We start from the raw sequence: 26,212 nt of genomic DNA, 5'->3' as shown, positions 1-26,212 counted from the left end.
CCCGCGCGCAGTCCGTTCGACCGATCGCAGACACCGACGAATCGCAGACACCCGCACTCACCCATGACAGACGCGACCACCACGACGCCCTACGGAGCACAGACCGAGACGGACCGAGAACAGACCGACGAGCCCTTCGAGGGGGTGTACCCGGCGATGACGACCCCGTTCACCGAGGACGACGAGGTCGACCACGAGCAGCTCGCCGACAACGCTCGCTACCTCGAACGCGCGGGCGTCGACGGGGTCGTCCCCGTCGGCTCCACCGGCGAGTCGGCGACGATGAGCCACGACGAGCACGTCGACGTGATCGAGACGGTCCGTGACGCCCTCGACGACATCCCCGTGATCGCCGGCACCGGATCGAACAACACCGCCGAGGCGCTCTCGCTCTCCCGGCGCGCCGCCGACGCGGGCGCGGACGGCCTCCTCCTCATCTCCCCGTACTACAACAAGCCGGAGGCGCAGGGCTTCCTGAACCACTACCGCACCATCGCCGACGAGGTCGACCTCCCGCAGATCGTCTACAACGTCCCGAGCCGGACCGGCCAGTCGATCCCCGTCGACGTCACGGCCGAGCTCGCGGAACACCCGAACATCCAGGGGTACAAGGCGGCCTCGGGCGACCTGAACCTGATCAGCGAGGTTATCGAGCGCACCCGCGGCGAGGCGTTCTCCGTGCTCTCCGGCGACGACGGGCTCACCTTACCAGTCATCTCCATCGGCGGGACCGGCACGATCAGCGTCGTCGGCAACGTCGAGCCGGAGCGCTCCTGCGCGATGGTCGGCGCCGCGCTCTCAGGGGATTACGACCGCGCCCGCGCGCTCCACCACGAGCTCTCGCCGCTCGTCCGCGAGCTGTTCGCCGAGACGAACCCGATCCCGGTGAAGGAGGCGATGCACATCCGCGGCCAGGGCGGGCCGCTGGTCCGCTCGCCGCTCTCGCGGCTCTCCGCCGAGCGCCGCGAAGTCCTCCGCGAGCTGCTGGCCGAGTACGACGAGAGCGCGCCCGGCACCGTCGACCCCGAGGCCGTCGAGCCCGCGGCGGCGGGGGACGCGGAATGAGCGACGGCCCGACCGACCCCCTGTCCGTCGCCGTCACCGGCGCGGGCGGTCGCATGGGCCGCGAGGTGATCGAGGCCGCGGTCGACCGCGAGGGCGTCGCCGTCGCGGTCGCGGTCAACCGCACCGCGACAGAGCCCGTCGCGGGCGTCGCGGTCGACGACGCCGACCGGCTGGGGGAGCTGCTCGCGGCCGAGTCCGCGGACGTCCTCGTCGACTTCACCGGGCCGGCCTCGGCGGTCGCCTACGCCGAGGCCTGCGCCGACGCGGGCGTCCCGCTGGTCACCGGGACGACCGGCTTCGAGGGCGGGCAGCTCGACGGCCTCCGGGCCGCGAGCGACGCGGTCCCGGTGCTCAAGGCGTCGAACTTCGCACGCGGCGTCGCCGCGCTCCGCCGCGCGGTCCGCGAGGCCGCGGCCGCGCTCCCCGGCTACGACGTGGAGCTGACGGAGACGCACCACAACGGGAAGCGCGACGCCCCCTCGGGCACCGCGAAGTCGATTCTCGACGACGTGGAGTCGGTCCGCGACGACCTCGACGAGCGGGTCCACGGCCGCGAGGGCGACGCGCCCCGCGAGGCCGGCGAGATCGGGGTCCACGCCCGGCGCGCGGGCGACGTCACCGGCGAGCACGAGGTGCTCGTGGCCGGGAACCGCGAGACGCTCTCGCTCACGCACCGCGCGGGCGACCGCGGGGTGTTCGCCGAGGGCGCGCTCGACGCCGCCGACTGGCTCGCCGGCCGCGACCCCGGCTGGTACGGCTTCGACGACGTGCTCGACGCCGGGAGCGAATAACCGCAGAACATACACATATCGACGAATAAATACCGACACTCATCCATACTTCACCCAATGACGCTCGAATCCGACGTATCCGACCTGTGGGACCGCTATCAGGAGGGACTGACCGTCGCCGACGCGACGAGCGAGGACGCCGAGGTCCTCGAGTCGTTCCTCTCGGCGCTGGAGGCTGGCGAGGTCCGCGCCGCCGAGAAGACCGGCGACGACGTGACCACCTGGGAGGCCAACGAGTGGGTCAAGCGAGGCATCCTGCTGAACTTCGGCCTGCGCGAGACGGAGCCCCGCGAGCACGGCGGCGTCACCTACTACGACGTGCTCCCGTTGCGCGACACCGCCGACCTCGGCGAGCGCGGCACCCGCAACACCCCCGACGGCACCGTCATCCGCCGCGGCGCGTACCTCGGGAGCGACTGCATCATGATGAGCCCCTCGTTCGTCAACATGGGCGCGCACGTCGGCGACGGCACCCTCGTCGACTCCTGCGACACGGTCGGCTCCTGCGCGCAGCTCGGCGAGAACGTGAAGCTCGGCGCCAACACGCTGATCGGCGGCGTCCTCGAACCCGTCGAGGACGCGCCGGTCGTGGTCGAGGACGGCGTCTCGCTCGGCGCCGGCTGTCGGGTCACCTCGGGCTTCCGCGTCGGCGAGAACTCGATCGTCGGTGAGAACACCCTCCTCACGCCGCGGATCCCGGTCTACGACCTCGTCGAGGAGGAGGTCCTCTACGGCCACCTCCCGGCCGACCGCCGGGCGTTCACCCGGATGGTCGAGTCGTCCGTCGGCGACCACGAGCTGTTCGAGGGCGGCGCGTACAAGCCCGCGGTCGTCGCGACCCACGTCGAGGAGGACACGCTGGAGGCGACGCGGCGCGAGGACGCCCTCCGCGAATGAGCGACCGCGACGCGGGGGCGGCGGCCGACTCCGGCGGCGACGATCCCGCCGACGGCGACCCCCCGGTCCGGCGCGTGAGCGACTGGGACGCGGACCGCCTCGCCGCCCTCGCGGCCGAGCACGGCACGCCCCTCTACGTGCAGGACCTCGACCGCGTGCGCGAGAACTGCGAGCGCCTGCGCGACGCCTTCCCGGACGCCGACGTCCGGTACGCCGTGAAGGCCCACACCGGACGGGCGGTCCTCGAAGCGGTCCGCGAGGCCGGGCTCGACGCCGAGTGCGCCTCGGCGGGCGAGGTCGACCGCGCGCTGGCGGCCGGCTTCGGCGGCGACCGCCTCCACTACACCGCGGTCAACCCGCCCGCCCGCGACCTCGACTACGTCGTCGGCGTCGCCGAGGCGGAGCCCGACCTCACTGTCACCGTCGGCGCGGTCGACACCCTCGACCGCCTCGCCGAGCGCGGCTACGACGGGCGCGTCTGCGTCCGGGTGAATCCCGGCGTCGGCGCCGGCCACCACGCGAAGGTCCGGACCGGCGGCGCGGCGAAGTTCGGGATCCCGTACGACCGCGCGGCCGACGCGGCCCGCGCGGCCGCCGAGCGCTTCGACGTGGTCGGGATCCACGCCCACGCCGGATCCGGCATCGACCCCGACCAGCTGGACAGCCACCGCGAGATGGTCGCGCGGATGGGCGAGCTGGCGCGCGACCTGACCGATCCGACCGGCGACGCCGCCCCCCTCGACCTCGAGTACGTCGACGTCGGCGGCGGGTTCGGCGTCCCCTACGAGGAGGCGGATCCCCCGCTCGACCTCTCGGCGGTCGCCGAGGCGACCCGCGAGGCCGTCGCGCCGCTGCCCGCGGGCGTCGACCTCGCGATCGAGCCCGGCCGGTACGTCGTCGCCGACGCGGGCCTCCTCCTGACGCGCGTGAACACGGTGAAGCCGACGCCCGACGAGCGCGTCGTCGGCGTCGACGCCGGGATGACGGACCTGCTTCGCCCGGCGATGTACGACGCGTACCACCCGATCAGGAACCTCGGCGGGGGACGGGGAGCCGACGGGAGCGACGCGCCGGCCCCCGAGGAGCGGGAGGCAACCGCTGTCACGGTCGCCGGACCTATCTGTGAGACCGGCGATACCCTCTGTAGGGACCGAGCGCTCGCCGACCCGGTCCGCGGGGACCTCCTCGCGGTCGGGATCGCGGGCGCGTACGGATACGAGATGGCGAGCCAATACAACTCACGACCGCGGCCGGCGGAGGTCGCGCTCGACGACGGAACCGCGACGATCGCCCGACGCCGGGAGAGCCTCGCCGACGTGACGGCCGCCGAGCGAGCGGCCGACCGGCCGGAGACGGCGACGGAGCCCGGAACGCCCACCGAACCGGAGACGGGGGGAGAGCGATGAGCACCCACGCCGTCCCGGTCGAGAAGTACCACGGCACGGGCAACGACTTCCTCGTCGTGGACGCGAGCGCGGAGAGCGTCGGCGACCGCGCGGCGTTCGCGCGCGCCCACTGCGACCGAGAGACGGGCGTAAACGGGGCGGACTTCGGCGCCGGCGTCGAGGGCGACGGCGTCACCGGCCCCGACGGGAACGCCGACCGCCGCGGCGCCGACGGCGTCCTCTTTTTAAGCGTCGAGGAGCGGTTCGACCCGACGCGCGTCGTGATGACGCTGGTCCAGCCCGACGGCTCGACGGCGACGATGTGCGGCAACGGCGCGCGCGTCGTCGCCCGGTGGGCCCACGACCGGACCGGCGACCGCGAGTTCATGATCGACACGCAGGCCGGCACCCGCCGCGCCTCGGTGAACGCCGACGCGACCGCCGCGACCATCGAGATGGGCGAGCCGACGTTCGACCCGCGGCGGGTGCCGGTCGCCCGCGACGAGCCCCTGATCGACGAGCCGGTCGCGGGGCTGACCGTCACGGCGGTCAACACCGGCGTCCCGCACGCGGTCGCGTTCGTCGACGGCGGGCGCGACGACCCCGACGGCATCGACGCGGTCGACCTCGACGCCGTCGCCCCGCCGGTCCGTCACGCCGACGTCTTCCCCGAGGGCGCGAACGTGAACCTCGCGGCGGTCGTCGACGACGGGAGCGGCGACGGGCCGGCGGTCCTCGACCAGCGCACCTTCGAGCGCGGCGTCGAGGGCGAGACCCGCTCCTGCGGGACCGGCGCGGTGGCGGTCGTCGCCGCCGCGCGCCGGCTCGACCTGATCGACGGTGAGTCCGCCGTGAGCCGCCCGCCGGGCGGTGAACTGGAGATCACGGTGCCCGACGCGGGCCACGCGACGCTGACCGGGCCCGTCGCTCACGAGTTCACCGGCACGCTGCCGGCCGACCCCCGATGAGCGACCCGTCGTTCGACCCCGTCTCCTTCCTCGACCGCGCCGTCCGGACGCCCTCTCACGAGTCCGTCGACGGGACCCGCGAGCTCGTCGTCGAGACGCTGGACCGGTTCGGCGTCGAGAGCGAGGTCGTCGCCGGCGGCTGCGTGCTCGCCGAGAAGCGGTCGCCCGCGCCGGACGCCGGGCCCCACCTCGTGGCGAACACCCACCTCGACACGGTGACGCCGCACGTCCCCTTCGAGCGGGGAGCGGCCCGCGAGGGCGAGCGGACCGGGGCCGAGCCGGGCGACGCGCCCTCCGAGGAAGTGATCCGTGGACGCGGCGCCTGCGACGCGAAGGGACCGCTCGCGGCGCTCCTGTCTGGATTCCTCGCCGCCGACCCGGAGCGCGGCCGGCTCACGCTCGCGCTCACGCCCGACGAGGAGGCGCTGTCGCTCGGCGCGGCGGCGCTGACGGGGAAGCTGCCGGGGACCGAGGACCGCCTCGACGGCGACCTGTACTTAGTCGGCGAGCCCACCGGCCTCGACGCCTGCACCGCCGCGAAGGGACGGTTCCAGGGGACCGTCGAGCTGTCGGGCACCGCGGCTCACGCCGCGGAGTTCGCCGGCGCGAACGCCGTCGCGGCCGCCGAGGGCGCGCTCGCCGCGATCCGGACGTTCGACGCGGACGCCGACGAACACCCGCAGCTCGGCCCGCCGAAGCTCACGCCGACCGTCATCGAGGGCGGCGAGGCGACGAACCAGGTGCCCGCGGACTGCGCGATCACCGTCGACCGACGGAGCGTCCCGCCGGAGACGGCCGAGGGGTTCCGCTCGTCGCTCGCGGCCGCGGTGCGATCGCGCGTCCCCGACGACGTCGGCGTCGACGTCGCGCTCACCGACCGCGAATCGCCCTTCTTCGAGGCGTTCTCGACTGACCCCGACCACGAGCTGGTGGAGGCGGTCGCGAACGCGGCGCGGACGGCGGCCGATTCGGTCGGGCTTCCGGCGGACCGCGGCGGCGCGGTGCGCCCGTTCGGGGCGGCGACGGAGGCGTCGTACTTCGCGCCGGCGCCGACCGTCGTGTTCGGCCCCGGCGACCTCGCCGACGACGCCGGCGCGGTCGCGCACGCCGAGCGCGAGTACGTCCGCGTGCGGGAGGTGGAGGCGGCCGCGGCGACGGTCGAGCGGTCGATGGCGGCGCTGCTCGGCGACGCCGAGGCGCGAAACCGGTCCGATTGACGCCGTCGTCTAGAGCAGGAACGTCTCCTCTTCCTCCGAGAGGTCGACGAACTCGTCGGCCGCCTCGATCAGCTCGTCGGCCGCGGAGTTGCCGAATCCCATCGCCTCGACGCGGACGCCCTCGTGGCGGAGGTGCGAGCAGAGCCGGGCGAAGTCGCCGTCGCCGGTACAGAGCACGACGGTGTCGACGTGGCTCGCGAGCGAGACGGCGTCGAGGCTCATCCCGAGGTCCCAGTCGGCCTTCTTCGAGCCGTCGGCGAACGTCTTGATCTCCTTGATCTTCGTCTCGAAGCCGATGTCGCGCAGCGCCTCGAAGAAGCTCTCCTCCTCCGGCGAGTCGGCCCGGATCACGTACGCGATCGCCCGGACGAGCGCGCGGTCGTCGACGGCGCTCTCCAACAGGCCCGAGTAGTCGATGTTGCGGGAGTAAAAGCTCTGTGCGGAGTGATACAGGTTCTGCGAATCCGCGAGCACCGCGACGCGCTGGTCGGGATGGATCTCGGTCATACCGTCCCGTTCTCCGGCGCGGCTTAGGGGCTTTGGGATCCGCGTCGCCGACCGGACGGCCCGTACCGCCCGAACGAGCCGTCGCGACCGAAAGATGTGCCTGTCCGTTTACAAATTGACATTTTGTGGTGAGTTTATCCGCCCTTAACGGTCGAATTTGGCGGATATACACCGATTCCGTCTGAACATCTGAAGTTTTTAGTAGGTACACTCGTTGTCTCTTGGTATGTCACGGCGACACACTGACGGCAACAACGACGGTCGGCGTCTCGGACGTCGGCAGTGGCTCTCCATGCTCGGTATCGGCGGCGCGACCGCGCTCGCCGGCTGCTCGGGTAACGGCGGCGACGGCGGCGACGGCGGCGACGGGGGAACCGGGAACGGGACCGACGGCGGCGACGGGACGGACGGCGACGACGGCGGGACCGACACGTCGACGTACGCGACGGCCGCGGCGGCCTCGTTCACGACGCTCAATCCGATCTACAACACCGAGAACGGCGCCGGCAACGCGATCGCTCGCGCGCTCGATCAGGGGTACACGTTCGACGCGGAGAACGAGTACGTCCCGCTCCTCTACGACATGTCCACCGAGGACGGCGAGGTGTGGACGTTCGAGGTCCGCGAGGGGCTCCGGTTCAGCGACCCGTACGGCGAGGTGACCGCGAGCGACTTCGTCTACCTGATCCAGGAGATCCACCAGGGCGGTTGGGCGAGCTCGGCGGCGACGACGAGCTGGCGAGGCGTCACGGTCGAGGAGACGGGCGAGTACGAGTTCCAGGCCACCCTGGAGAGCCCGTCGCTCCTCTGGCCCGAGAGCTACGACCCGCTCCTGTACCCGATCCCGCAGGCCCTCCTCGAACCGTACGTCGCGGAGGAGGACACCGAGGGGCTCCGGCAGGACGAGGAGCTCCTCGAGCTCCAGTTCTCGGGGAACCTCGGGCCGTACGTGCTCGACGAGTGGCAGCGCGACGGCGGCACCCAGTACAGCCGCAACGACGACTACTACCTGCGGGACGCCGACGACCTCCCGGACGTGTTCAACGAGGCCCCGTACTTCGACTCCGCGGAGATCCGGGTACTTGGCGAACAGGCCTCCCGGCTCGGCGCGTTGGAGACCGGCGAGGTCGACCAAGCGGCCATCCCTCCGGAGCGGGTACAGGAGTACCGCAACAACGACGAGATATACGTCAACCAGATCCCGCAGCCGTACAACGAGAAGATCTCGGTCAACATGCGGGACAACGGCTGGACGACGGGGCCGGGCAACATGTTCCGGCACACGGCGTTCCGGCAGGCGATGGCCGCCGCGATCGACAAGCAGAGCCTGATAGACGGCGTGTTCCGCGGCTTCGCCGAGACCCACTTCACCTGGCAGCCCCGCTTCAGCGAGTTCTACCCGCCGGAAGAGGAGATCCCGCAGTTCGGCGTCGGCGACCGCTACGGCAGCGAGTTCGCTCGCGGACTGGCCGAGGACGCCTTCGAACAGTCGGAGTACGACTACGGCTTCGACGGCGAGACGATGGTCGACCCGGACGGCAACCAGGTCCAGCTCAGCATCTACCACAGCGCCGGACAGGAGACCGAGCAGCTGATGGGCGAGTTCATCGCGCAGGAGCTCGGGAACAACCTCGGCATCGACGTGAGCGTCGAGGCCATCGACGGCACCCGGTTCAACAACGAGTACTGGACCACGACCGAGTTCCCGACGCCTGAGCGCAACGAGGAGGGAGAGGTCACCGAGGTCCCCGACGAGCTCGTCGACACCGTGAACGGCGAGGAGGTCGAGTGGACGTCGCCGAGCGCGACGAACCCCGGGCCGCGCAACGTCACGGCCAACGAGGAGTGGGACATGGAGATCGTGTTCGGCCTGAACACGTACCCGCGGAACCCGATCACCAACAACGCCTTCTTCGACGGGGCGACCGCGTTCTACAACCCGGTCGGCTACTACCCCGGATTCGACGCGCAGGAGCTGTTCGACAACGCGCAGCAGGCGACGAGCGAGGAGGAGCTGGCGGACGCGCTCGTCGAGCTGTTCGCCAACCTCGCGGAGGAACAGCCGTACATCATGCTCGCGTTCCCCGACAGCACGGTCGGCTACCGCGAGGGGCTCGAGGGCCCGATCGAGAACTTCTCGAACGGGTGGAACCTGCCGGCGTGGAGATACGATCAGTAACGCCGCCCCCACCACACCTCCTAGACTATCATAATGGGATTCGGAAAGTACGTCGGCGCGCGCGTGCTGTGGGCAGTCGTCGTCTCGCTGATCATCACCACGATCACGTTCCTCCTGCTCGCGGCCGCGCCCAACCCGGCGATCCGCGAGGCGGCGACGCAGGCCGCGCTGCAGGGCGGTGACCCGGCGGCCGCGGTCGAGCGGGAACGCGAGCTCCGCGGCCTCAACCAGCCGCTGTACGTCCGGTACATGGACTTCATCCGGAGCGTCTACACCCTCGACTGGGGCTGGTCGGAGAGCCGCAGCCAGCCGGTGATCGAGGCGATGGGACAGGCGCTCTACTACACCGCGCAGTACTCGATCCCGTGGACCGTCCTCACGATAACCCTCGGGCCGCTCGTCGGCGTCTACTCCGCGGCGAACATGTACAGCTGGCGGGACCACGTCGCGACCGGGTTCGCGTTCTTCGGCTACGCCATCCCGAACTTCTTCTTCGGGATCATCCTGCTTCTGGTCTTCGGGGTCTGGTTCGAGGCGGTCCCCATCTCGTACGACACGAGCGCCCCGGTGTTCAGCTTGGAGAACGCCAGACAGCTGATATTACCGGTGTTCGTGCTCGTGACGGGTTCGATCGGCGCGACGATGCGGGTCTCGCGGAACGAGTCCGCGGAGTTCCAGAACTCCGACTTCATGAAGACGGCGAAGGCGAAGGGCGTCTCGCCGCTTCGCGCGTACGCCTACCACGTGATGCGGCCGACGATGGTGCCGGTGTCGACGACGCTCGTCGGACAGCTCCTGGCGCTTTTCATCGGCTCGTCGCTGCTCGTGGAGGTCGTCTTCGGCATCCCCGGACTCGGCAGACTGACCTTCGAGGCGCTCCTCTCGCAGGACACCAACCTCGTGTTGGGGTCGACGCTCGTGTTCACGTTCGTCGCCGTCGTCGGCAACCTGCTGGAGGACCTGGTGTTCACCGTGCTCGACCCGCGGATCAACTACGACGACAGATAACTCACACATGGCAACCGAGAAACCGGAGCAGTTCGACCGCGTCGACTGGAGCGAGCTCTCTCAGTCGGGCCGGTTCGACCTGTCGATAAACTCGATCGGCATGCTGGCGGCGACGCTGCCGCTGGCGCTCCTCTGGCTGTACGACTACCTGTTCGTCGGCGAGCGCGAGGCGACGTTCCAGGCCATCGGCCTCGGCAGGAACCTCGACCCGCTGGACTACGCCTTCGTCTTCACGCTGTTCCTGTTCGTCTTCTACCTACTCCTCCCGCTGTACCAGAACCCGCGGATGACGCGGTACTACTGGACGGAGTTCAGGCGGAACCGCCCCGCTGTCGTCAGTCTCGGGTGGCTGGGGATCGTGTTCGTCGGCGGGCTCGTCGGTCCGCTCCTCATCAGCGCGCCGGAACAGAGCATCCTCACCGGCCACCAGCCGCCGGTGTTCCTCTCGATCGACGCGGCGAACGTCGCGAACTGCGTCGGCGAGGTCGCGAACGGCCGGTGTCAGGGGACGTGGCAGCACCCGCTCGGGACCACCCGCGGCGGGAAGGACGTGTTCGCCGGGGTCGTCTACGGGATGACGATCAGCATGCAGATCGCCTTCATCACGACGACGATCGTCGCGGCGATCGGCATCACGTTCGGCACCGTCAGCGCGTACGCGGGCGGCTGGGTCGACGAGGTGATGATGCGGTTCGTCGACATCATCCTCTCGTTCCCGACGTTCCTGATGTTCCTGCTCATCCTGTACATCTACGGCGCCGGGCTGGGGATGTTCATCCTCGTCTTCTCGGCGTTCGCGTGGGGCGGCACCGCGCGGTACGTGCGCAGCAAGTCGCTGTCCGTCTCCGAGGAGGAGTTCATCAAGGCGACCCGGATCAGCGGCGCGAGCACGTACCGCGTCGTCCGGAAACACGTCGTCCCCAACGTGGCGAGCAGCATCATCACGCAGCTCACGCTGCTCATTCCCGGCTTCCTGCTCGCCGAGGCGCAGCTCGCGTTCCTCGGGATCGGCGACTCGGCGGTCCCCTCGTGGGGACAGCTGATCTCCGCCGGGCGGAGCGACCTGGCGTTCGCCCCGTGGATCGTGTTGGCTCCCGGCATCGTGCTGTTCCTGACCATCCTGGCGTTCAACTTCATCGGCGACGCGCTGCTGGACGCCTTAAACCCCGAAGCGGAGGCGGAGAACGCGTAATGTCCACCCCACTGCTCGAGGTCGAAGGCCTCACGACGACGTTCAGCACCGACAGCGGCGAACTCACGGCGGTCGACGGGATCGACTTCTCGGTCGACGAGGGCGAGACCGTCTGTATCGTCGGCGAATCGGGCTCCGGGAAGACGGTGGCGACGGAGTCGGTGACGCGGATCGTCAAGGAGCCGCCGGGGCGCGTCGAGGGGTCGGTCCGGTTCAAGGGCCGCGACCTCCTGGAGATGAGCGAGCCGGAGCTCCGCGAGATCCGCGGCTACGAGATCGCGCACATCTTCCAGAACCCGCAGGAGGCGATGAATCACTGTTACACGGTCGGGTGGCAGATCGTCGAGGCGCTGCAGATCCACCGCGACGTCTCCGACGACGAGGCGCGGGCGAAGGCGATCGACCTGATGGACAGGGTGGGGATCGCGAACGCCAGCTCCCGGTTCGACGACTACCCGCACGAGTTCTCCGGCGGGCAGAAGCAGCGCGTGATGATCGCGATGGCGCTCGTCGGCGACCCCGACCTGCTGATCGCCGACGAGCCGACGACGGCGCTGGACGTGACGGTGCAGGCGCAGATCCTCCGGCTCCTCGAGGACCTCCAGGCGGAGTTCGACATGGGGGTCCTCTTCGTCACCCACGACCTCGGCGTCGTCGCCGAGATCGCCGACCGCATCGTCGTGATGTACGCTGGCAAGGTGATGGAGCGGGGCGACGTGCTCGACGTCTTCGAGCGCCCCGCGCACCCGTACACCCAGCGGCTCCTCAACTGCCTGCCCGAGATCGGCGGAAAGAAGGGCGGGATCCCGGGGACGCTCCCCGATCCCCTCGACCCCCCGGACGGCTGCCGGTTCGCCCCGCGGTGCGAGCACGCGGTCGACGCCTGCGTGACCGGCGACCAGCCGGAGGAGATCGAGATCAACCCGGGACAGCGCGCCTCTTGCGTTCACTACCGTCCGGGCCGCGACGACTCCGTCGTCCGCGACGGGATTCCGGACGCGGGCGCCGACGACGAGGGGGTGCGCTCCGCCGATGACTGAGGAGCCGCTCCTCTCCGTGCGGGACCTCGAGAAGCACTACCCGATCCGGAAGGGCCTGTTGAATCGGCGGGTCGGCGCCGCTCGCGCCGTCGACGGCATCAGCTTCGACATCGCGCCCGGGGAGACGCTCGGGCTCGTCGGCGAGTCCGGCTGCGGGAAGTCCACGGCGGCGACCTCCATCGTCCGGCTGGAGGATCCGACGGGCGGCGAGGTGATCTTCAACGGCGGCGGGCGAGGCGGCGCGACCCGGAACGCCGACGGCACGCACCCGAACGACGTGACGCGCTTCGACGACCGGGAGCTGAAGGCGTTCCGCCGCGACGCCCAGATGATCTTCCAGGACCCCTCCTCCAGCTTCGACCCGCGGATGTCGGTCGGGAGCGCGGTCGCGGAGATGCTCCAGATCCACGGGATGTCCGACCGCCACCGGCGGCGGGCCATCGTGGAGGACCTGCTCGAGCGGGTCGGGCTCTCGCCCGCGGATTACGACCGCTACCCGCACGAGTTCTCCGGCGGCCAGAAGCAGCGGATCGCGCTGGCCCGCGCCTTGGTGTTGAACCCGGAGCTCATCGTCGCCGACGAGCCGGTCTCCGCGCTCGACGTCTCGATCCAGGCGGAGATCCTCGACCTGATCGCCGACCTCCAGGCGGAGTTCGACCTCTCGCTTCTGTTCATCAGCCACGACATGTCCGTCATCCGTGAGATATGCGACCGGGTGGCGGTCATGTACCTCGGCGAGATCGTCGAGATCGGACCGACGGACCGGGTGTTCGCCGACCCGCAGCACCCGTACACGGAGGCGTTGCTCTCGGCGATCCCGACGCCGGACCCGCGCTCGACCGCGAAGGGCATCGAACTGACGGGGACCGTGCCGAGTCCGGAGGACCCGCCCTCCGGCTGTCGGTTCCACACCCGATGCCACAAGGTGATCCAGCCGGATGACGTCGACCTCGACCAGTCGAGCTGGCGGGGACTCCTGAACCTCCGGGACGCGCTCGCCGCCGGCAGCGTCGACGTCGAGCAGATCCGCGAGAACTTCCGGACCGGGAGCGACGCCGAGGCGACGCCCGAGGCCGTGAAAGGCCAGATCCGCCGAGAGTTCGACGTCGAGGAGGCGGTACCCGCCGCCGAGATGGAGTCGCTGCTCGACGCGGCGCTCGACGAGGCGCTCGACGGCGACCCCGAGGGCGCGGCCGCGACGCTCTCCGAGCGCGTCACCACGCCCTGCGAGGAGACCGTTCCGGAGCGGACCGACCACGGGGCCGGTCACGAGTCGGCGTGTCTCCTCCACGAGCGGGACCGGTCGGCGCCGTTGAACCCGGCCGACGACTGAGGCGATCGCCGCCGTTCTCGCCCGCTTCGTCCTAGCGATCGCCGACCGTCGGGAGCGTCACCCGAGGCGAGTCGCCGTCCTCCCGCTCGACGGTCACGGTCGGTTCACCGTCGTCCGTCGCCTCGCCCGCGAGGACCGACGTCGCGCCCGCCGCGAGCGGCGCGACGACGCCCGCGGCCAGCGCCCGGGAGTCCGCGAGGTCGCCGCGGAGAACGGCCCTGTCGCCCTGTTCGAGCCTCAGTTCGTCGACGACCGACCCGGCGGCGTCGAGGAGCGCGCGGTGGGAGACGTCGCCGGCCTCGTCCGGCTCGTCGCCGTTCGCTCCGCGGAGGACGGGATCGTCCGGGCCGACTCCGCTCGGGGGCATTCCCGGGTTCTCGCTCCACAGCTCCTGCTCCCAGTGGGTCGTCTCCGGTCGCTCCGGCGGGCCGCCGAAGGCGGCGAGGCTGGTACCGGGCGCCGGCTCGGTCGTCGACTCGTCGGCGACGTCGACGAGGACGACGCGGTCGCCGCGCACGATCCCCGCCGCGGGGTCGAACCGGACCGGCGCGCCGAGTCCGGCGGCGCCGAGGAAGGCGAGCGTCGTGTGGAGCCCCGGCGCCGGCTCGACGGCGACGGTCGACCCCTCGCGCGCGCCGAGGTAGCGGAGCACGTTCGCCGCCTTGTACGCGTTGGTGATCAGGTCGCGGTACGTGCGCTCGCGCCCGTCGGGCGTGACGAGCGCGACGTCCCGGCTCCGTCGATCCCGCGCGAGGAGGTCCCCGACCACATCCATATCCGGGGCTCGGAGCGGCCGAGACTTAAAAACGAGGAGTGGCGCGGTCGGGCGCGCCGATCCCGTGGGAGGCCGGGGGCGCGCCTCGTGTCAGGGCGCGCCCCGCGTCAGGGCGCGCCGGCGACGACCATCCGCGAGCCGTCGGCGGAGAAGGCGAGGTCGCGCGTGGAGTCGGCGTCGACCCGGACCGCGTCGCCGGGGCCGAGCTCGACGGGCTCGCCGTCGACCGTCAGCGTCGCCGCGCCGTGGAGCAGCACGTACACCTCCTCGTGGTCGGCGTCGGCGTGGTCGTGTTCCATCCCCTCCCAGCCGTCGTCGGCCTCCACGACGGTCACGCCGAGCTTCTCGCAGTCGAGCGCGTCGCGGAGGAAGTACATCCCCGGCGCGCGCGGTTCGACGTCGTCGTAGGCGGTGGTGTCGTAGCCCATATCCGCAGTACGTGGCGCGTGTTGGAAAAACTACGGGACGAGAGCGGTCAGAAGGAGCTCTTCAGCCGCTCGAAGAAGCCGCCGCCGACGTCGATGTCCTCGCCGCCGGCCTCGGCGAACGCCTCCAGCGCCTCGCGCTGCTCCTCGTTGAGCGAGTCCGGGATCACGACGCCGACCTGCACGTAGAGGTCGCCGCGGCCGCGCCGACGCAGCCGAGGCATCCCCTTCCCCTCGAGCCGGAACGTCTCGCCGCTCTGGGTGCCGGCGGGAACGTCCATCTCCACGGTGCCGTCGACGGTCTCGACCTCGACCGTGTCGCCGAAGACGGCCTGCGGGAAGGAGATCGCCTCGCTGACGCGGAGGTCGTCGCCGTCGCGCTCGTACCGGTCGCCCACGTCGACGTCGACCTCGATCAGCAGGTCGCCGTTGGGCCCGCCGTTCTCGCCGGGGGCGCCCTCGCGCTCCATCCGGAGGCTCTGCCCGGAGCGGATCCCCGGCGGGATCTCCACGGAGAGCGTCGCCTCCTCGCGGACGACGCCGTCGCCGCCGCAGTCGGCGCAGTCCTCGCTGTACAGCTCGCCCTCGCCCTCGCAGCGCGGGCACGTCGAGGTCTGCTGGACGCGGCCGAGCGGCGTCTGCTGGACCTGCTGGACCTGCCCGCGCCCGTTACACTGCGGACAGGTCTCCACGTCGGCGTCCGGCGGGTGCCCCGCGCCGTCGCAGGTGCTACACGCCGTGGGTCGGGTGAGCGTGACCTCCTTCGTGGCGCCCTCGAACGCCTCCTCGAGGTCGATCGTGAGTCCCGTCCGGAGGTCTTGGCCCTGCCGCGGGCGATCGTCGCGGCCGCCGCGGCCGCCGCGGCCCCCGCCCCCGCCGAAGAACTGGTTGAAGATGTCCTCGAAGCCGCCGGCTCCTCCCGCACCGCCGGCGCCGCCGAAAGGCCCGCCGGCGCCGCCGGGGCCGCCGCCCGTCGCGCCGCGCTTGTCGGCCTCGGTGAAGCGGTCGTGGCCGAGCTGGTCGTACTGGCGGCGCTTCTCCTCGTCGGTGAGCACCTCCTTGGCCTTCTGGATCTTCTTGAACCGCTCCTCGGCGTCGTCGTCGTCGCTGACGTCCGGGTGGTGTTCGGCGGCCTGCTTGCGGTACGCCTTCTTGATCTCCTCCTCGCTGGCGTCCCGCGACACGCCGAGGACGTCGTAGAAATCTTCGCTCATGCGTTACGTTCGTTGTTGAGTCGTTCGTGGCTGGGTCGTGTTAAGGGGCCCGTCCTCCCGACGGCCGACGCGTGGTCGACGCTACTCCTCGTCGTCGTCGTCCACGTCCTCGAAGTCGGCGTCGACGTACTCGTCTCCGTCGCCGTCGGCGCCCGCGCCGCCGGGGCCGGCCGCACCGCCCGGACCTGCCGCGCCGCCCATGCCGCCGGGACCGCCCGGACCGCCGGCAGCGCCGCCGGCGCCGCCCGGACCGGCCTGCGCGGCCTGTCCCTCGTACATCTGCTTGCCGATCTCCTGGAGCTGCTCGGTGAGCGCCTCGGTGACCGATTCGATCTCGTCGGTGTCGGCGTCCTCGTCTTCGAGGACCTCCTCGACGTCCTCGATGGCCGCCTCGATGTCGGCGACGAGCTCGTCGTCGTCGAGCTCCTCCTCGTTCTCCTCTAAGAGGGTCTCGGCGCGCTGGATCGTCGTCTCGGCCTCGTTGCGGGCCTCGATCCGCTCGCGGCGGGCCTCGTCCTCCTCCTTGTGCTTCTCGGCCTCTTCCTGCATCTGGTCGATCTCCTCGTCCGAGAGGCCGACGCCGCCCTCGATGGTGATCGACTCGGCGTTGCCCGAGCCCTGGTCTTCGGCCTCCACGTTGACGATGCCGTTCTCGTCGATGTTGAACGAGACCTCGATCTGCGGGGTGCCCGCGGGCGCCGGCGGGATGCCGGAGAGCTGGAACGCGCCGAGCAGCTCGTTCTCCTCGGCGATCTCGCGCTCGCCCTGGAAGACGCGGACGTTCACCGACGTCTGGTTGTCGGCGGCCGTCGTGAACACCTTCGACTCCTCGGTCGGGATGGTGGTGTTCTTCTCGATGAGCCGCTCGAAGAGGCCGCCCTTCACCTCGATCCCGAGCGAGAGCGGGGTGACGTCCAGCAGGACGATGTCGTCGACGTCGCCGGAGAGGACGCCGCCCTGGACCGCCGCGCCGAGCGCGACCGCCTCGTCGGGGTTGACGTTCTTCTTCGGCTCCTGGCCGACGAGCTCCTCGACTTGCTCTTGGACCTGCGGCATCCGGGTCGACCCGCCGACGAGGATGACCTCGTCGATGTCGCCCTTGCCGTAGCCGGCGTCGGAGAGCGCCTGCTCGGTCGGTTCGACGGTGCGCCCGATGAGGTCCGAGGTGAGGTTCTCGAACGTCGCGCGGGTGATCGACTGCTCGAGGTGGACCGGGCCGCTGTCGGTCGCGGTGATGAAGGGGAGGTTGACGGTGGTCTCCTTCTTGTTCGACAGCTCGATCTTCGCCTCCTCGGCGGCGTCCTTCAGGCGCTGGAGCGCCTGCCGGTCCTCGCGGAGGTCGATCCCGTGGTCGTTCCGGAACTCGTCGGCGATGTGGTCGATGAGCGCCTCGTCCCAGTCGTCGCCGCCGAGGTCGTTGTCCCCGTTCGTGGCGACGACCTCGTAGACGCCGCCGCCCAGGTCGAGGACCGAGACGTCGAACGTGCCGCCCCCGAGGTCGTACACGAGGACGGTCTGGTCGGACTCGTCGTCGAGGCCGTACGCCATGGAGGCGGCGGTCGGCTCGTTGACGATGCGCTCGACGTCGAAGCCGGCGATCTCGCCGGCGTCCTTCGTCGCCTGGCGCTGCTTGTCGTTGAAGTACGCAGGGACGGTGATGACCGCCTTCTCGACGTCGTCGCCGAGGTACTCCTCGGCGTCGCGCTTGATCTTCTGGAGGATCATCGCCGAGACCTGCTCCGGCGTGTAGTCGTCGTCCCCGATCTCGACCGTGTAGTCGTCCTCGCCCATGTGCCGCTTGATCGACTGGATCGTGCGGTCGGGGTTCTGGACGGCCTGGTTCTTCGCCGGCTTCCCGACGAGCCGCTCGCCGTCGTCGGCGAAGGCGACGACGGAGGGCGTCGTCCGGTCGCCCTCCGCGTTCGCGATGATCTCGGGCTCGTCGCCCTCCATCACCGCGAACGCGGAGTTGGTGGTACCGAGGTCGATACCGAGGATCTTGTTGCTCGCCATCTTAGCCAAAGTTAGCGGCTTGTGTCGGTTAAAGGTTACTAGACGGCGCGATCTCACCGGACAGCCGATCCCGCTCACGTCGTGCGGTTTCGACGATCGTGTGAACCGCTCGCACCGGTGTCTTTATACAGATCCGCAAGCGCAGGGACCCGCGACGGTCGCCGGTGTGGTACGATCGAGCGGTTCCAGCGGCCCTCGCCGCGCTCAGAGCCCGGAGACGAGGTCCTCCAGCGCCGCCCGCGGGTCGTCGGCCTTCGCCACGCCGGAGGCCAGCAGGATCCCGGACGCGCCGAGGTCGCCCGCGGCGGCCACGTCCTCGCCGGTCGAGACGCCGGCGCCGCAGAACACGTCGACCGCGGGGTCGACCGCGTCGGCGGCCGCGACCGCGTCCTCGACGATCCCCGGGTCGGCCGTCGAGACGGAGACGTCGCCGCCGATGAGCTCGGGGGGTTCGACGGCGACGGCGTCGGGGCCGAGCGCGGCGGCCGCGCCCACCTGTGCGGGGTTGTTCGCGCAGACGATCGTCTCCAGGTCGGCGCGCTCGGCGGCGCGGACGGCGCCGTCGACGTCGGCGAGCTTCAGCCGCTTCTCCGAGTGGTTGATCAGCGTCCCCTCGGCGCCGTTGGCGGCGACGGCCTCGGCGAGCGTCGACCCGGTGTGGGAGCCGTGGTCGTTCGGCGAGACGTGCTGGGCCCACGTCTCGACGCCGGTGTCGGCGACACGGGCGAGGTCGGCCGCCTGCGGCGAGACCGCGATCCGGGCGCCGGCCGCCTCGGCGACGTCGCGGGCGGCGGTCGCGACTTCGATCGGATCGCACGGGTACGCCTTGAGGTTCACCAGAATGAACATATCCGGGCTCGGGGCCGCGGGCGCAAATACCTTCATGCTCCGGCGACGCTGCGCCGGAGATCGACGCGGTTCCGCCCGCCGACTCGCCCCGTCACACCGCAGGGAGCATAAACGTCCTTATACCCCGGTGCTGTGGGTCGGAACGAACGATGTCCCTCATCGAGCTCATCGCCGGCGTGGAGGCTCGCGAGGCCACGCTGACCGTCTTCAACGCCGACCCGGCGGTCACGGAGGAGCTCCGCGAGCACTTCGCCGACCGCAACGTCCGGATCGTCGAGGAGCGGACCGACGGGGGGCCGGACGGGTACGCCGTCCTCTCGCGCGACGGCGAGTTCGTCACGGCCGCCACGGTCGACGAACTCCTCCCCGGCGTCGGCGGGGAGACGGGGGCGGCCGACGACGGCTCGGCCGAAGGGGACGCGGCCGGCGACGACGCGACCGCCGAGGTCGGAGCCGGCTACCGGCGACGGGTCGGCGAACCGATCCTCGATCACCTCGACGAGACGATGTTCACCTCCTACTCCCACGCCGACATGGTCGCCGCGTCTCGGGAGATCGAGGACCGCGCGTGGCGCGTCGGCGACGGTGAGCTCCACGCCGGCTTCCAGACCCTCGATGTACTCACCGGAGAGGCGGACACCTACGACCTGCTGGGCGGCAAAGAGCGGCTCGACGTCCACGCGTACGCGGCGAACGAGGGCAACCCGCCCGACGTGGAACACTACACCGTGCACGTCGGCGAGACCGCGGAGATCCGCGAGACCTGGTTCGTCGCGTACGACGGCGGCGGCTACGACGACGCGAAGTGCGCGCTGCTCGCCGAGGAGCGCGCCCCGGGCGAGTTCTTCGGCTTCTGGAGCTACGACCCCGAGACCGTCGACTACATCATCGGCTACCTGACCGAGCAGTACGGGGATTCCGAACGGACGGACGAGGGGGGAGCGACGGTGTGAATAGCCGTTTCCCGGAGGCGGCCGTCTGGCTGTCGGCCGCGACGCTCGTCGCGACGGTCGCGACCGCGGGGAGCCTCTGGTTCAGCCTCGGGCTCGGGCTCGCGCCCTGTGACCTGTGCTGGTACCAGCGGATCCTCATGTATCCCCTCGTCGTCGTGATCGGCGTCGCGGCGATCGAGGGGAGGCCGGCGGTCGCGCGGACCGCACTGCCGCTCGCGGGGCTCGGACTCGGCCTCTCGACGTACCACTCCTACCTCCAGGCGACGCAGGCGCAGTGCACGCTCGGCGGCCCGTGCGCGACGGTCCAGTGGCAGAGCCCGGCGCTCGGGCTCACGATCCCGAACCTCTCGCTCGTCGCGTTCGCGCTGCTCGCGGTGCTTCTCGGCGGGACGTGGCTGCGCGTCGAATAAGAGCGGAGCGGCGAACGTCGCGAGGCGACCGCTTCAGTCCTTCCGCTTGACCACGTCGCCGAGCGTCATCGTCCCGGAGTCGCCGCTGTCCCAATCGGCGTCCTCGACCGACTCGCCCTCGACGAGCGAGACGTCGAGCGCGCGCTCCAGCTTCCGCTGGACCTCGTCGGTCGGGAGGGTGTCGCCGCGTTCGAGCTTGCGGATGAGGCTGGCCTTCTCGTTCAGCTGGTCGGCCAGCTCCTCCTGGCTCAGCCCGCGGGACTCGCGGGCGTTCCGGATCTGATCGTCGTAGTCGGTGGCGATCTCGTCCATGTCGTCGAACATGTCGCGCGGCCGCGTCGAGCCGCCCGAGGAGCCGCCGGACCCGGAGGACGACGACGAGGAGGACGACTTCCCGGTGCTCGAGCTCGTGGAGTACTTGCCGCCGCCGGAGCCGGTGGACTCGTCGCGGACCTCGGTGCCGAAGTCCGTACAGGAGCTACACAGCTCCAGCTCGGCGCCTTCGACCTTCGTCGTCGTCAGCGAGGCCTGGTCGGCGCCGCACATCTCACACTGGGGCATACGCGACGGTAACGCTCCCGGTGGTATAAAGGGTGCGCCGGGGCGCTCCGCCGGCCGATTCGGCTCGCACCGTGGACGGCGCCCGCCCGCCCAATCGTGCCGCGTCCGGTACCGACTTGTCGCCGGGGACGGCAGGGACGGTATGGACGCCCACGTCACCAACTCGACCGTTCGGGGGACCGCTCGCGCGCCGCCCTCGAAGAGCTACACGCACCGCGCGCTGCTCGCCGCGGGGTACAGCGACGGCGCGACCGTGCGGTCCCCCCTCGTCTCCGCGGACACGCGGGCGACCGCCCGCGCCGTGACCGCCTTCGGCGGCGCGGTCGGGCCGGAATCCGGCGGGGACGCCGATGCCGCCGACACCGCCGACGCGCTCGTCCCCGACGATGCCGAGGCGCTCGCCGTCGACGGCTTCGGCGGTCGCCCGTCGGTTCCCGACGACGTGATCGACTGCGCGAACTCCGGGACGACGATGCGGCTGGTCACGGCCGCAGCCGCGCTCGCGGACGGCGCGACGGTGCTGACGGGAGACGGGTCGCTCCGGTCGCGCCCGCAGGGACCGCTCCTGACGGCCCTCGGCGACCTCGGCGTGCGCGCGGAGTCGACCCGCGGCAACGGGCAGGCGCCGCTGGTCGTTTCCGGCCCCCTCGCGGGCGGCGAGGTGGCGATCCCGGGCGACGTCTCCTCGCAGTACGTCACCGCGCTGCTGATGGCCGGCGCGGTCACCGACCGGGGGATCGACGTCGAGTTGACGACCCCCCTCAAGTCGGCGCCGTACGTCGACATCACGCTCGAACTGCTCGACGACTTTGGGGTGGAGGCGACGCCGGTCGGCGACGACGGCGAGGCGCTCGACGGCGCCGCCGGCGCGGCGGGGTTTGTCGTCGAGGGCGGCCAGTCGTACACGCCGGCCGGCGGGAGCTACGCCGTCCCCGGCGACTTCTCCTCGATCTCCTACCTCGTCGCCGCCGGGGCGATCGCCGCCGAGCCCGGAGAGGCGGTCCGGATCGAGGGCGCCCGTCCGAGCGCGCAGGGCGACTCCGCGATCGTCGGGATCGCGGAGCGCATGGGCGCAGACGTCGAGTGGGACCGCGACGGGGGCGTCATCACCGTCCGGCGCTCCGACCTCTCCGGCGTCGAGGTCGACGTGGGCGACACGCCCGACCTGCTCCCCACCATCGCCACGCTCGGGGCGGTCGCCGAGGGCGACACCCGCATCACGAACTGCGAGCACGTCCGGTACAAGGAGACGGACCGCGTCGCCGCGATGGCCGAGGAGCTGACGACGCTGGGCGCCGAGACGACCGAGGAGCCGGACGTCCTGACGATTCACGGCTCCGAGAGCGACCTGCGGGGCGCGACCGTCGACGGCCGCGCCGACCACCGGATCGTGATGGCGCTCGCCGTGGCCGCCCTCGCCGCCGAGGGCACCACGACGATCCGGGGCGGCGAGCACGTCGACGTCTCCTTCCCGGACTTCTTCGACGCGATGGCCGACCTCGGGATGGCCGTCGAACGCGACGGCGCGAGCGAGTAGACGAGATATATAAAGACCGCCAGACTGCGACGGTAATTATATATGAATAAACGGCGGTGCGGTGGCGCGTGCCTCCGAGCGGCCGATAGGCCGGGAGGAGCACGCGCGAGGGACGCGGCGACCGTAGGGAGCCGCGAGGCTGGGGAGGCGTGAGGTGCGGTTGCTGTGCGGCCGGGTGGGACTCAAAGGGGCAGCCGCGAGGACGACGCTTGGCGACGCAAGCACTGCAAGGAGCGAGCAACGCGAGCGACTGAAGCGCGCAGCGAGCCACGCGAGTCGTCGCGGCTGGGGCTTTGGATGTCCTCACCGACGATCCGGAGTCGACTAGTTATAAACGAGCGACTGAGAGCTTAGGGGCGTTCGTCGCAGCAAGACTGGCGTCTCGGCTCGTCTCATTATCAACCGCTCACGCTTCATCTTCCTCGCAATACCGACGGGTACACGTACGCGCCGCACGCACGACCCGGTATGGACGACATCGACGTCGAACCCGTGGATCGCGTCGAGGAGCCCGAGAGCGACGACGAGGCCGCGGACGACGGCGAGCACGGAGCCGGCGGTCACGAGACCGACGCCACCGACGCCGACCTCCCGGCCGAGACGGACGCCACGGCCCTCCCGGAGGGCGTCGACGCGCCCGAATACGTCCTCTACGGCGGGAAGGGCGGGGTCGGCAAGACGACGATGGCGGCCGCGACCGGGCTCTCCTCGGCCGCCGGCGGGGTCCGGACCCTCGTCGTCTCGACCGACCCGGCCCACTCCCTTTCCGACACGTACGAGACCGATATCCCCGCCGAACCGACGCGAATCCGCGAGGACGTGCCCCTGTTCGCCGCCGAGATCGACCCCGACGACGCGATGGAGGAGGGGATGTTCGGCGCCGAGGGCGACCCGCTCGGCGGGATGGGCGAGATGGGCGACGCGATGGGCGGGATGATGGGCGGCGATGCCGGCGCCGCGGGCGGCGACCCCGACGGCGAGGAGGGGCTCGGTTCGCTGCTCGGCGGGACGATGCCCGGCGCCGACGAGGCGGCCGCGATGCGCCAGCTGCTGGAGTACCTCGACGACCCGCGCTTCGACCGGGTGATCGTCGACACCGCGCCGACCGGGCACACGCTCCGGCTGCTCCAGCTTCCCGAGATCATGGACTCGATGATCGGGCGCGTGATGAAACTTCGAAACCGCTTCTCCGGGATGATGGACGGGCTCAAGGGGATGTTCGGCGGCGGGGACGACGACGCCGACCCCACCGCCGACCTCGACGAGCTCCAAGAGCGGATCGAGCGCCTCCGGGCCGTGCTGCGCGACCCCGCGCAGACCGACTTCCGCGTCGTGACGATCCCCGAGGAGATGAGCGTCGTCGAGTCCGAGCGGCTGGTCTCCCGCCTCGACGAGTTCGGGATTCCGGTGAGCACGCTCGTCGTCAATCGGGTGATGGAGGGCGTCGGCGACGTGGCAGACGTCGACCCCGCGTGGATCGTCGAGCCGAACCCCGACACTTGCGACTTCTGCGCGCGGCGCTGGGAGGTCCAGCAGGGCGCGCTCCGGCGGGCGACGGAGCTGTTCCGCGGCCGCGACGTGAAGCGCGTCCCGCTGCTCGCGAACGAGGTCCGCGGCGAGGCCGCGCTGCGGGTCGTCGCGGCGTGTCTGCGCTAGGACCGCTCGTCTAACGCGCCGTACAGCCCCTCGCGGACCCGCTCCGCGACGCCGGTGAGGTGCGCCTGGCCGAAGAGCGCCACGACCAGCGCGCCGATCGAGTTGTACGTCAGATCGGCCACGGTGTCGTCGAGTCCGAACTGCGCGAGCGGCATCGAGATCCCCGTCTCGTCGGCGACGATGTCGAGCGCGAACTCGAACAGCTCCCAGACGACGCCGAACGCGAGCACCACGACGAAGATGAAGACGAACGCGAAGCGCGACGGGATCCGGATCTCGTCGCTGTGAAGGTCGATAGCGCGGAGCGTCGTGTACCCCGCGCCCGCGATCAGCGACGCCGACAGCGCGTGCGTGAGGTGGTCCCACCACGGGACGCGGGCGTAGAACCCGGCGGATCCGACGGTGTGTAACAGCACCGCCGTCGTGATCCACACGCCGAGCCAGGGGTCGAGCGGGATGTCGTAGTTGCGTTCGAGCAGCGCCGGAACGAACGTGACGAACAGCCCGATCCCGCCGTTGGTGATCGCCTTCGGCTGGCCGAAGACCACGCCGTAGACGACGATGGCGGCGAGCAGGAGCTGCATCCCCCTTGTGAGCCGGCGCTGCGTCCGCAGCGATGGGCGAGCTCGGAAGGCGCCGCGGACGCTCATCGGCGCACCACCCGCCAGATGCTCCGGCGGAGCCGCGCGCCCCGCCGCCGGAAGTAGGCGTCGAAGAGGACGCCGGCGGCGAGCCCGGCCAGCGTCACGTAGATCCACTCGATCATCAGCGCCTCGTTCGTCGTCAGGTAGCCGGTTCCGAGCAGCCGGTCGGCGTTCCACCGGAGCACCGTCCACGCGGCCGCCGTCGCCATCGTGGTCAGCACGACGAACAGCACCGCGAACCAGTGGGTGACCCGCAGCGAGGTGAACATGTGGAGCTCGACGGTGACGATCAGCGCGAACGCGGCGATCGCGAGGTACGTCGCGAACGTCCCGAGTTCTCCACCGAGGAGCGCGCGCACGAGGATCGGCAACAGCGCGAGCCCGAGCACCTCCCACGGGAGCATCACCCGCGGATCCCGCGCCGCGACCGCCGGCGCGACCACGACCGCCGTGATCGCGGCGACGAGGGCCATCGGAAGGAGGTCGAACCCGAGCAGGCTCTCGACGAAGGCCCCGACGAGCACCGCCACCATCGCCCACGCGACCAGCGCGTTCGTCCGGCCGCTGCGGAACAGCCGCGCCACCCGGTCCTCGATGGCGTCGCCGTCCGGGACCTCCGGCCCCCGCTCGCCCGGGGCCTCGCCGTCGGATCCGTCGGTGTCCATACCCCCTTTGACCGGCGCCCACTGATATGGGTTACCTCCGCGGCACGTCGAACGGACGGCCTTTTACCCGACACGCGCCTCCGTCCGGTATGAACTGCCGGCGGTGCGGCACCCCCCTCCGCAAGCCCGGGGACTACTGTCTCACCTGCAACACCGCCAACGCCGACGCCGTCGTCGCCGAGTTCGCCGAGGACCGCGCCCGCCTGACGATGCTCGACGAGGACGCGGTCGTCGGCGAGACGACGGTGACGACCCGGCCGGAGAGCGACGAGCGGCTCACCGAGGTCCAGCTCCGCAACTTCGCGGGCCGGGTCGCCGACGAGATCCGCCGGAAGCGCCCCGACACCGTCTACGCCGCCGGCGCCCGGAAGCCGCTCCGCGAGACGCGCGCGCAGGTCCACCACGAGTTCTACCGCGTTCCCGACGCCGACGTCGACGCGGGGGACGACGACGGTCGCGAGCGTGCGAGTCCCGTCGTCTCGTGGGTGCTCGACCGGCGCGGCGACCGCGCGCTGGAGGTGGTCGAGACGCCGCCGCGCGAGAAGATCGGCGGCTCCCACTCGACGCTGATCGGCGACCGAAAGGGGCGGAAGGCGGTGAGCACGGTCGCGCAGCACCCGCACGTCAAGAAGATCGTCCCCGGTCCCATCGACGCCGGGGGCACCGGCTCGCGGACCGGACTCCGCGCGAAGGCGACGCGCGCCGGGACCAACGGCAACGTCCGACTCCTTCTCCGAGACGGCTCCAGCGTGCAGGAGAACCGGATCGTCACCACCGCGATGGACCGCGAGACGGGTGAGCGCATCCGCGAGGACCTCAACGAGGCGCTGCGGGAGGCGGAGCTCCAAGACGAGTGACTGCGGATCCGCAGGAGTTCCGCGGACGCCGCGTCCGACCGTCGACCACTCCCGGTAGGTATTTCCGCCGT

At 71.0% G+C, this 26,212-nt stretch carries 25 protein-coding genes; 16 read left to right on the top strand and 9 right to left on the bottom strand.

What is annotated here, in order from left to right:
- The first annotated feature begins 63 nt into the window (after nt 1-63).
- From dapA to FGM06_RS12315, 6 genes are read left to right on the top strand one after another with little or no spacing between them, the layout of a single operon-like run.
- The gene (gene dapA / locus FGM06_RS12340) at nt 64-1,065 is read left to right on the top strand and encodes a 4-hydroxy-tetrahydrodipicolinate synthase (protein ID WP_144799537.1); all 1,002 of its coding nucleotides are present in this window, start codon (nt 64-66) and stop codon (nt 1,063-1,065) included.
- Nucleotides 1,062-1,856, top strand: a complete 795-nt coding sequence (gene dapB / locus FGM06_RS12335; protein WP_144799536.1) for a 4-hydroxy-tetrahydrodipicolinate reductase — start codon at nt 1,062-1,064, stop codon at nt 1,854-1,856. The genes dapA and dapB overlap by 4 nt, the downstream gene beginning before the upstream one ends.
- 57 nt (nt 1,857-1,913) lie before the next feature.
- Complete coding sequence (locus FGM06_RS12330) at nt 1,914-2,753, top strand: 2,3,4,5-tetrahydropyridine-2,6-dicarboxylate N-succinyltransferase (RefSeq protein WP_144799535.1); 840 nt, start codon at nt 1,914-1,916, stop codon at nt 2,751-2,753.
- Complete coding sequence (gene lysA / locus FGM06_RS12325; RefSeq protein ID WP_144799534.1) at nt 2,750-4,159, top strand: diaminopimelate decarboxylase; 1,410 nt, start codon at nt 2,750-2,752, stop codon at nt 4,157-4,159. The genes FGM06_RS12330 and lysA overlap by 4 nt, the downstream gene beginning before the upstream one ends.
- Entirely contained in the window at nt 4,156-5,106 is a 951-nt protein-coding gene (dapF, locus tag FGM06_RS12320) for a diaminopimelate epimerase (protein WP_144799533.1), read from the top strand. The genes lysA and dapF overlap by 4 nt, the downstream gene beginning before the upstream one ends.
- Nucleotides 5,103-6,323 (top strand): M20/M25/M40 family metallo-hydrolase, encoded by a 1,221-nt coding sequence (locus FGM06_RS12315; RefSeq protein WP_144799532.1) that lies wholly within the window; start codon nt 5,103-5,105, stop codon nt 6,321-6,323. Before dapF ends, FGM06_RS12315 begins: the two co-directional genes overlap by 4 nt.
- A 9-nt stretch (nt 6,324-6,332) precedes the next feature.
- Here FGM06_RS12315 and FGM06_RS12310 read toward each other — a convergent pair whose 3' ends face one another.
- The gene (locus FGM06_RS12310) at nt 6,333-6,830 is read right to left on the bottom strand and encodes a LabA-like NYN domain-containing protein (RefSeq protein WP_144799531.1); all 498 of its coding nucleotides are present in this window, start codon (nt 6,828-6,830) and stop codon (nt 6,333-6,335) included.
- Nucleotides 6,831-7,056: 226 nt separating this feature from the next.
- Here FGM06_RS12310 and FGM06_RS12305 point away from each other — a divergent pair, with 226 nt between their 5' ends.
- From FGM06_RS12305 to FGM06_RS12285, 5 genes are read left to right on the top strand one after another with little or no spacing between them, the layout of a single operon-like run.
- Nucleotides 7,057-9,009, top strand: a complete 1,953-nt coding sequence (locus FGM06_RS12305) for an ABC transporter substrate-binding protein (protein ID WP_144799530.1) — start codon at nt 7,057-7,059, stop codon at nt 9,007-9,009.
- 33 nt (nt 9,010-9,042) lie between these two features.
- Entirely contained in the window at nt 9,043-10,017 is a 975-nt protein-coding gene (locus FGM06_RS12300; RefSeq protein WP_144799529.1) for an ABC transporter permease, read from the top strand.
- Nucleotides 10,018-10,024: 7 nt separating this feature from the next.
- Nucleotides 10,025-11,209: an ABC transporter permease gene (locus FGM06_RS12295; RefSeq protein WP_144799528.1), complete on the top strand. Its 1,185-nt coding sequence runs from the start codon at nt 10,025-10,027 to the stop codon at nt 11,207-11,209.
- Nucleotides 11,209-12,249 carry an ABC transporter ATP-binding protein gene (locus FGM06_RS12290; RefSeq protein ID WP_144799527.1) on the top strand — a complete coding sequence of 347 codons (1,041 nt, stop codon included), beginning with the start codon at nt 11,209-11,211 and terminating at the stop codon, nt 12,247-12,249. The genes FGM06_RS12295 and FGM06_RS12290 overlap by 1 nt, the downstream gene beginning before the upstream one ends.
- Nucleotides 12,242-13,582: an ABC transporter ATP-binding protein gene (locus FGM06_RS12285; protein ID WP_144799526.1), complete on the top strand. Its 1,341-nt coding sequence runs from the start codon at nt 12,242-12,244 to the stop codon at nt 13,580-13,582. The genes FGM06_RS12290 and FGM06_RS12285 overlap by 8 nt, the downstream gene beginning before the upstream one ends.
- A 31-nt stretch (nt 13,583-13,613) precedes the next feature.
- On the opposite strand, the gene FGM06_RS12280 is transcribed toward FGM06_RS12285, so the two are convergent.
- The 5 genes from FGM06_RS12280 to tpiA form a co-directional block, all read right to left on the bottom strand.
- Nucleotides 13,614-14,357 (bottom strand): acyl-CoA synthetase family protein, encoded by a 744-nt coding sequence (locus tag FGM06_RS12280; protein ID WP_144799525.1) that lies wholly within the window; start codon nt 14,355-14,357, stop codon nt 13,614-13,616.
- A gap of 107 nt (nt 14,358-14,464) precedes the next feature.
- Nucleotides 14,465-14,785 carry a cupin domain-containing protein gene (locus FGM06_RS12275; protein ID WP_144799524.1) on the bottom strand — a complete coding sequence of 107 codons (321 nt, stop codon included), beginning with the start codon at nt 14,783-14,785 and terminating at the stop codon, nt 14,465-14,467.
- 47 nt (nt 14,786-14,832) lie between these two features.
- Entirely contained in the window at nt 14,833-15,996 is a 1,164-nt protein-coding gene (gene dnaJ, locus FGM06_RS12270; RefSeq protein WP_144799523.1) for a molecular chaperone DnaJ, read from the bottom strand.
- 81 nt (nt 15,997-16,077) lie between these two features.
- Nucleotides 16,078-18,009 (bottom strand): molecular chaperone DnaK, encoded by a 1,932-nt coding sequence (dnaK, locus tag FGM06_RS12265; RefSeq protein ID WP_186311013.1) that lies wholly within the window; start codon nt 18,007-18,009, stop codon nt 16,078-16,080.
- Between the two features lie 204 nt (nt 18,010-18,213).
- Nucleotides 18,214-18,858, bottom strand: a complete 645-nt coding sequence (gene tpiA / locus FGM06_RS12260) for a triose-phosphate isomerase (protein ID WP_144799521.1) — start codon at nt 18,856-18,858, stop codon at nt 18,214-18,216.
- 149 nt (nt 18,859-19,007) lie between these two features.
- Between tpiA and FGM06_RS12255 the strand changes: the two genes are divergently transcribed.
- Both FGM06_RS12255 and FGM06_RS12250 read left to right on the top strand, forming a co-directional pair.
- Nucleotides 19,008-19,811, top strand: coding sequence for a DICT sensory domain-containing protein (locus FGM06_RS12255; protein WP_144799520.1), 804 nt, complete (start codon nt 19,008-19,010; stop codon nt 19,809-19,811).
- Nucleotides 19,808-20,221 (top strand): disulfide bond formation protein B, encoded by a 414-nt coding sequence (locus FGM06_RS12250; protein WP_144799519.1) that lies wholly within the window; start codon nt 19,808-19,810, stop codon nt 20,219-20,221. Before FGM06_RS12255 ends, FGM06_RS12250 begins: the two co-directional genes overlap by 4 nt.
- 33 nt (nt 20,222-20,254) lie before the next feature.
- Here FGM06_RS12250 and FGM06_RS12245 read toward each other — a convergent pair whose 3' ends face one another.
- Entirely contained in the window at nt 20,255-20,782 is a 528-nt protein-coding gene (locus FGM06_RS12245; protein ID WP_144799518.1) for a multiprotein bridging factor aMBF1, read from the bottom strand.
- A gap of 142 nt (nt 20,783-20,924) precedes the next feature.
- On the opposite strand from FGM06_RS12245, the gene aroA reads away from it, so the two are divergent.
- Both aroA and FGM06_RS12235 read left to right on the top strand, forming a co-directional pair.
- The gene (gene aroA, locus FGM06_RS12240; protein ID WP_144799517.1) at nt 20,925-22,319 is read left to right on the top strand and encodes a 3-phosphoshikimate 1-carboxyvinyltransferase; all 1,395 of its coding nucleotides are present in this window, start codon (nt 20,925-20,927) and stop codon (nt 22,317-22,319) included.
- Nucleotides 22,320-22,787: 468 nt separating this feature from the next.
- A complete protein-coding gene (locus tag FGM06_RS12235; protein ID WP_144799516.1) occupies nt 22,788-23,975 on the top strand; it encodes an ArsA family ATPase in 1,188 nt (395 codons plus the stop codon).
- On the opposite strand, the gene FGM06_RS12230 is transcribed toward FGM06_RS12235, so the two are convergent.
- Nucleotides 23,972-24,625, bottom strand: a complete 654-nt coding sequence (locus FGM06_RS12230; RefSeq protein ID WP_144799515.1) for a hypothetical protein — start codon at nt 24,623-24,625, stop codon at nt 23,972-23,974. The two genes, FGM06_RS12235 and FGM06_RS12230, sit on opposite strands and share 4 nt — an antisense overlap.
- A complete protein-coding gene (locus tag FGM06_RS12225; protein WP_241662571.1) occupies nt 24,622-25,284 on the bottom strand; it encodes a hypothetical protein in 663 nt (220 codons plus the stop codon). The genes FGM06_RS12230 and FGM06_RS12225 overlap by 4 nt, the downstream gene beginning before the upstream one ends.
- A gap of 89 nt (nt 25,285-25,373) precedes the next feature.
- Here FGM06_RS12225 and FGM06_RS12220 point away from each other — a divergent pair, with 89 nt between their 5' ends.
- On the top strand, nt 25,374-26,141 hold the full coding sequence (locus FGM06_RS12220) for a DUF2103 domain-containing protein (RefSeq protein WP_144799514.1): 768 nt from the start codon (nt 25,374-25,376) through the stop codon (nt 26,139-26,141).
- The last annotated feature ends 71 nt before the right edge of the window (nt 26,142-26,212 follow it).

The sequence above is a fragment of the Halorubrum depositum genome (assembly GCF_007671725.1).
Classification (GTDB): Archaea; Halobacteriota; Halobacteria; order Halobacteriales; family Haloferacaceae; genus Halorubrum; species Halorubrum depositum.
The sequence above is the reverse complement of the archived record's forward strand: the minus strand, read 5'-3'. Positions and strand labels throughout refer to the sequence as shown.

Coding starts and splice junctions, on each gene's coding strand:
- dapA (WP_144799537.1), top strand. CDS start 64: ATGACAGACGCGACCACCACGACGCCCTACGGAGCACAGACCGAGACG.
- dapB (WP_144799536.1), top strand. CDS start 1,062: ATGAGCGACGGCCCGACCGACCCCCTGTCCGTCGCCGTCACCGGCGCG.
- FGM06_RS12330 (WP_144799535.1), top strand. CDS start 1,914: ATGACGCTCGAATCCGACGTATCCGACCTGTGGGACCGCTATCAGGAG.
- lysA (WP_144799534.1), top strand. CDS start 2,750: ATGAGCGACCGCGACGCGGGGGCGGCGGCCGACTCCGGCGGCGACGAT.
- dapF (WP_144799533.1), top strand. CDS start 4,156: ATGAGCACCCACGCCGTCCCGGTCGAGAAGTACCACGGCACGGGCAAC.
- FGM06_RS12315 (WP_144799532.1), top strand. CDS start 5,103: ATGAGCGACCCGTCGTTCGACCCCGTCTCCTTCCTCGACCGCGCCGTC.
- FGM06_RS12310 (WP_144799531.1), bottom strand. CDS start 6,830: ATGACCGAGATCCATCCCGACCAGCGCGTCGCGGTGCTCGCGGATTCG.
- FGM06_RS12305 (WP_144799530.1), top strand. CDS start 7,057: ATGTCACGGCGACACACTGACGGCAACAACGACGGTCGGCGTCTCGGA.
- FGM06_RS12300 (WP_144799529.1), top strand. CDS start 9,043: ATGGGATTCGGAAAGTACGTCGGCGCGCGCGTGCTGTGGGCAGTCGTC.
- FGM06_RS12295 (WP_144799528.1), top strand. CDS start 10,025: ATGGCAACCGAGAAACCGGAGCAGTTCGACCGCGTCGACTGGAGCGAG.
- FGM06_RS12290 (WP_144799527.1), top strand. CDS start 11,209: ATGTCCACCCCACTGCTCGAGGTCGAAGGCCTCACGACGACGTTCAGC.
- FGM06_RS12285 (WP_144799526.1), top strand. CDS start 12,242: ATGACTGAGGAGCCGCTCCTCTCCGTGCGGGACCTCGAGAAGCACTAC.
- FGM06_RS12280 (WP_144799525.1), bottom strand. CDS start 14,357: ATGGATGTGGTCGGGGACCTCCTCGCGCGGGATCGACGGAGCCGGGAC.
- FGM06_RS12275 (WP_144799524.1), bottom strand. CDS start 14,785: ATGGGCTACGACACCACCGCCTACGACGACGTCGAACCGCGCGCGCCG.
- dnaJ (WP_144799523.1), bottom strand. CDS start 15,996: ATGAGCGAAGATTTCTACGACGTCCTCGGCGTGTCGCGGGACGCCAGC.
- dnaK (WP_186311013.1), bottom strand. CDS start 18,009: ATGGCGAGCAACAAGATCCTCGGTATCGACCTCGGTACCACCAACTCC.
- tpiA (WP_144799521.1), bottom strand. CDS start 18,858: ATGTTCATTCTGGTGAACCTCAAGGCGTACCCGTGCGATCCGATCGAA.
- FGM06_RS12255 (WP_144799520.1), top strand. CDS start 19,008: ATGTCCCTCATCGAGCTCATCGCCGGCGTGGAGGCTCGCGAGGCCACG.
- FGM06_RS12245 (WP_144799518.1), bottom strand. CDS start 20,782: ATGCCCCAGTGTGAGATGTGCGGCGCCGACCAGGCCTCGCTGACGACG.
- aroA (WP_144799517.1), top strand. CDS start 20,925: ATGGACGCCCACGTCACCAACTCGACCGTTCGGGGGACCGCTCGCGCG.
- FGM06_RS12235 (WP_144799516.1), top strand. CDS start 22,788: ATGGACGACATCGACGTCGAACCCGTGGATCGCGTCGAGGAGCCCGAG.
- FGM06_RS12230 (WP_144799515.1), bottom strand. CDS start 24,625: ATGAGCGTCCGCGGCGCCTTCCGAGCTCGCCCATCGCTGCGGACGCAG.
- FGM06_RS12225 (WP_241662571.1), bottom strand. CDS start 25,284: ATGGACACCGACGGATCCGACGGCGAGGCCCCGGGCGAGCGGGGGCCG.
- FGM06_RS12220 (WP_144799514.1), top strand. CDS start 25,374: ATGAACTGCCGGCGGTGCGGCACCCCCCTCCGCAAGCCCGGGGACTAC.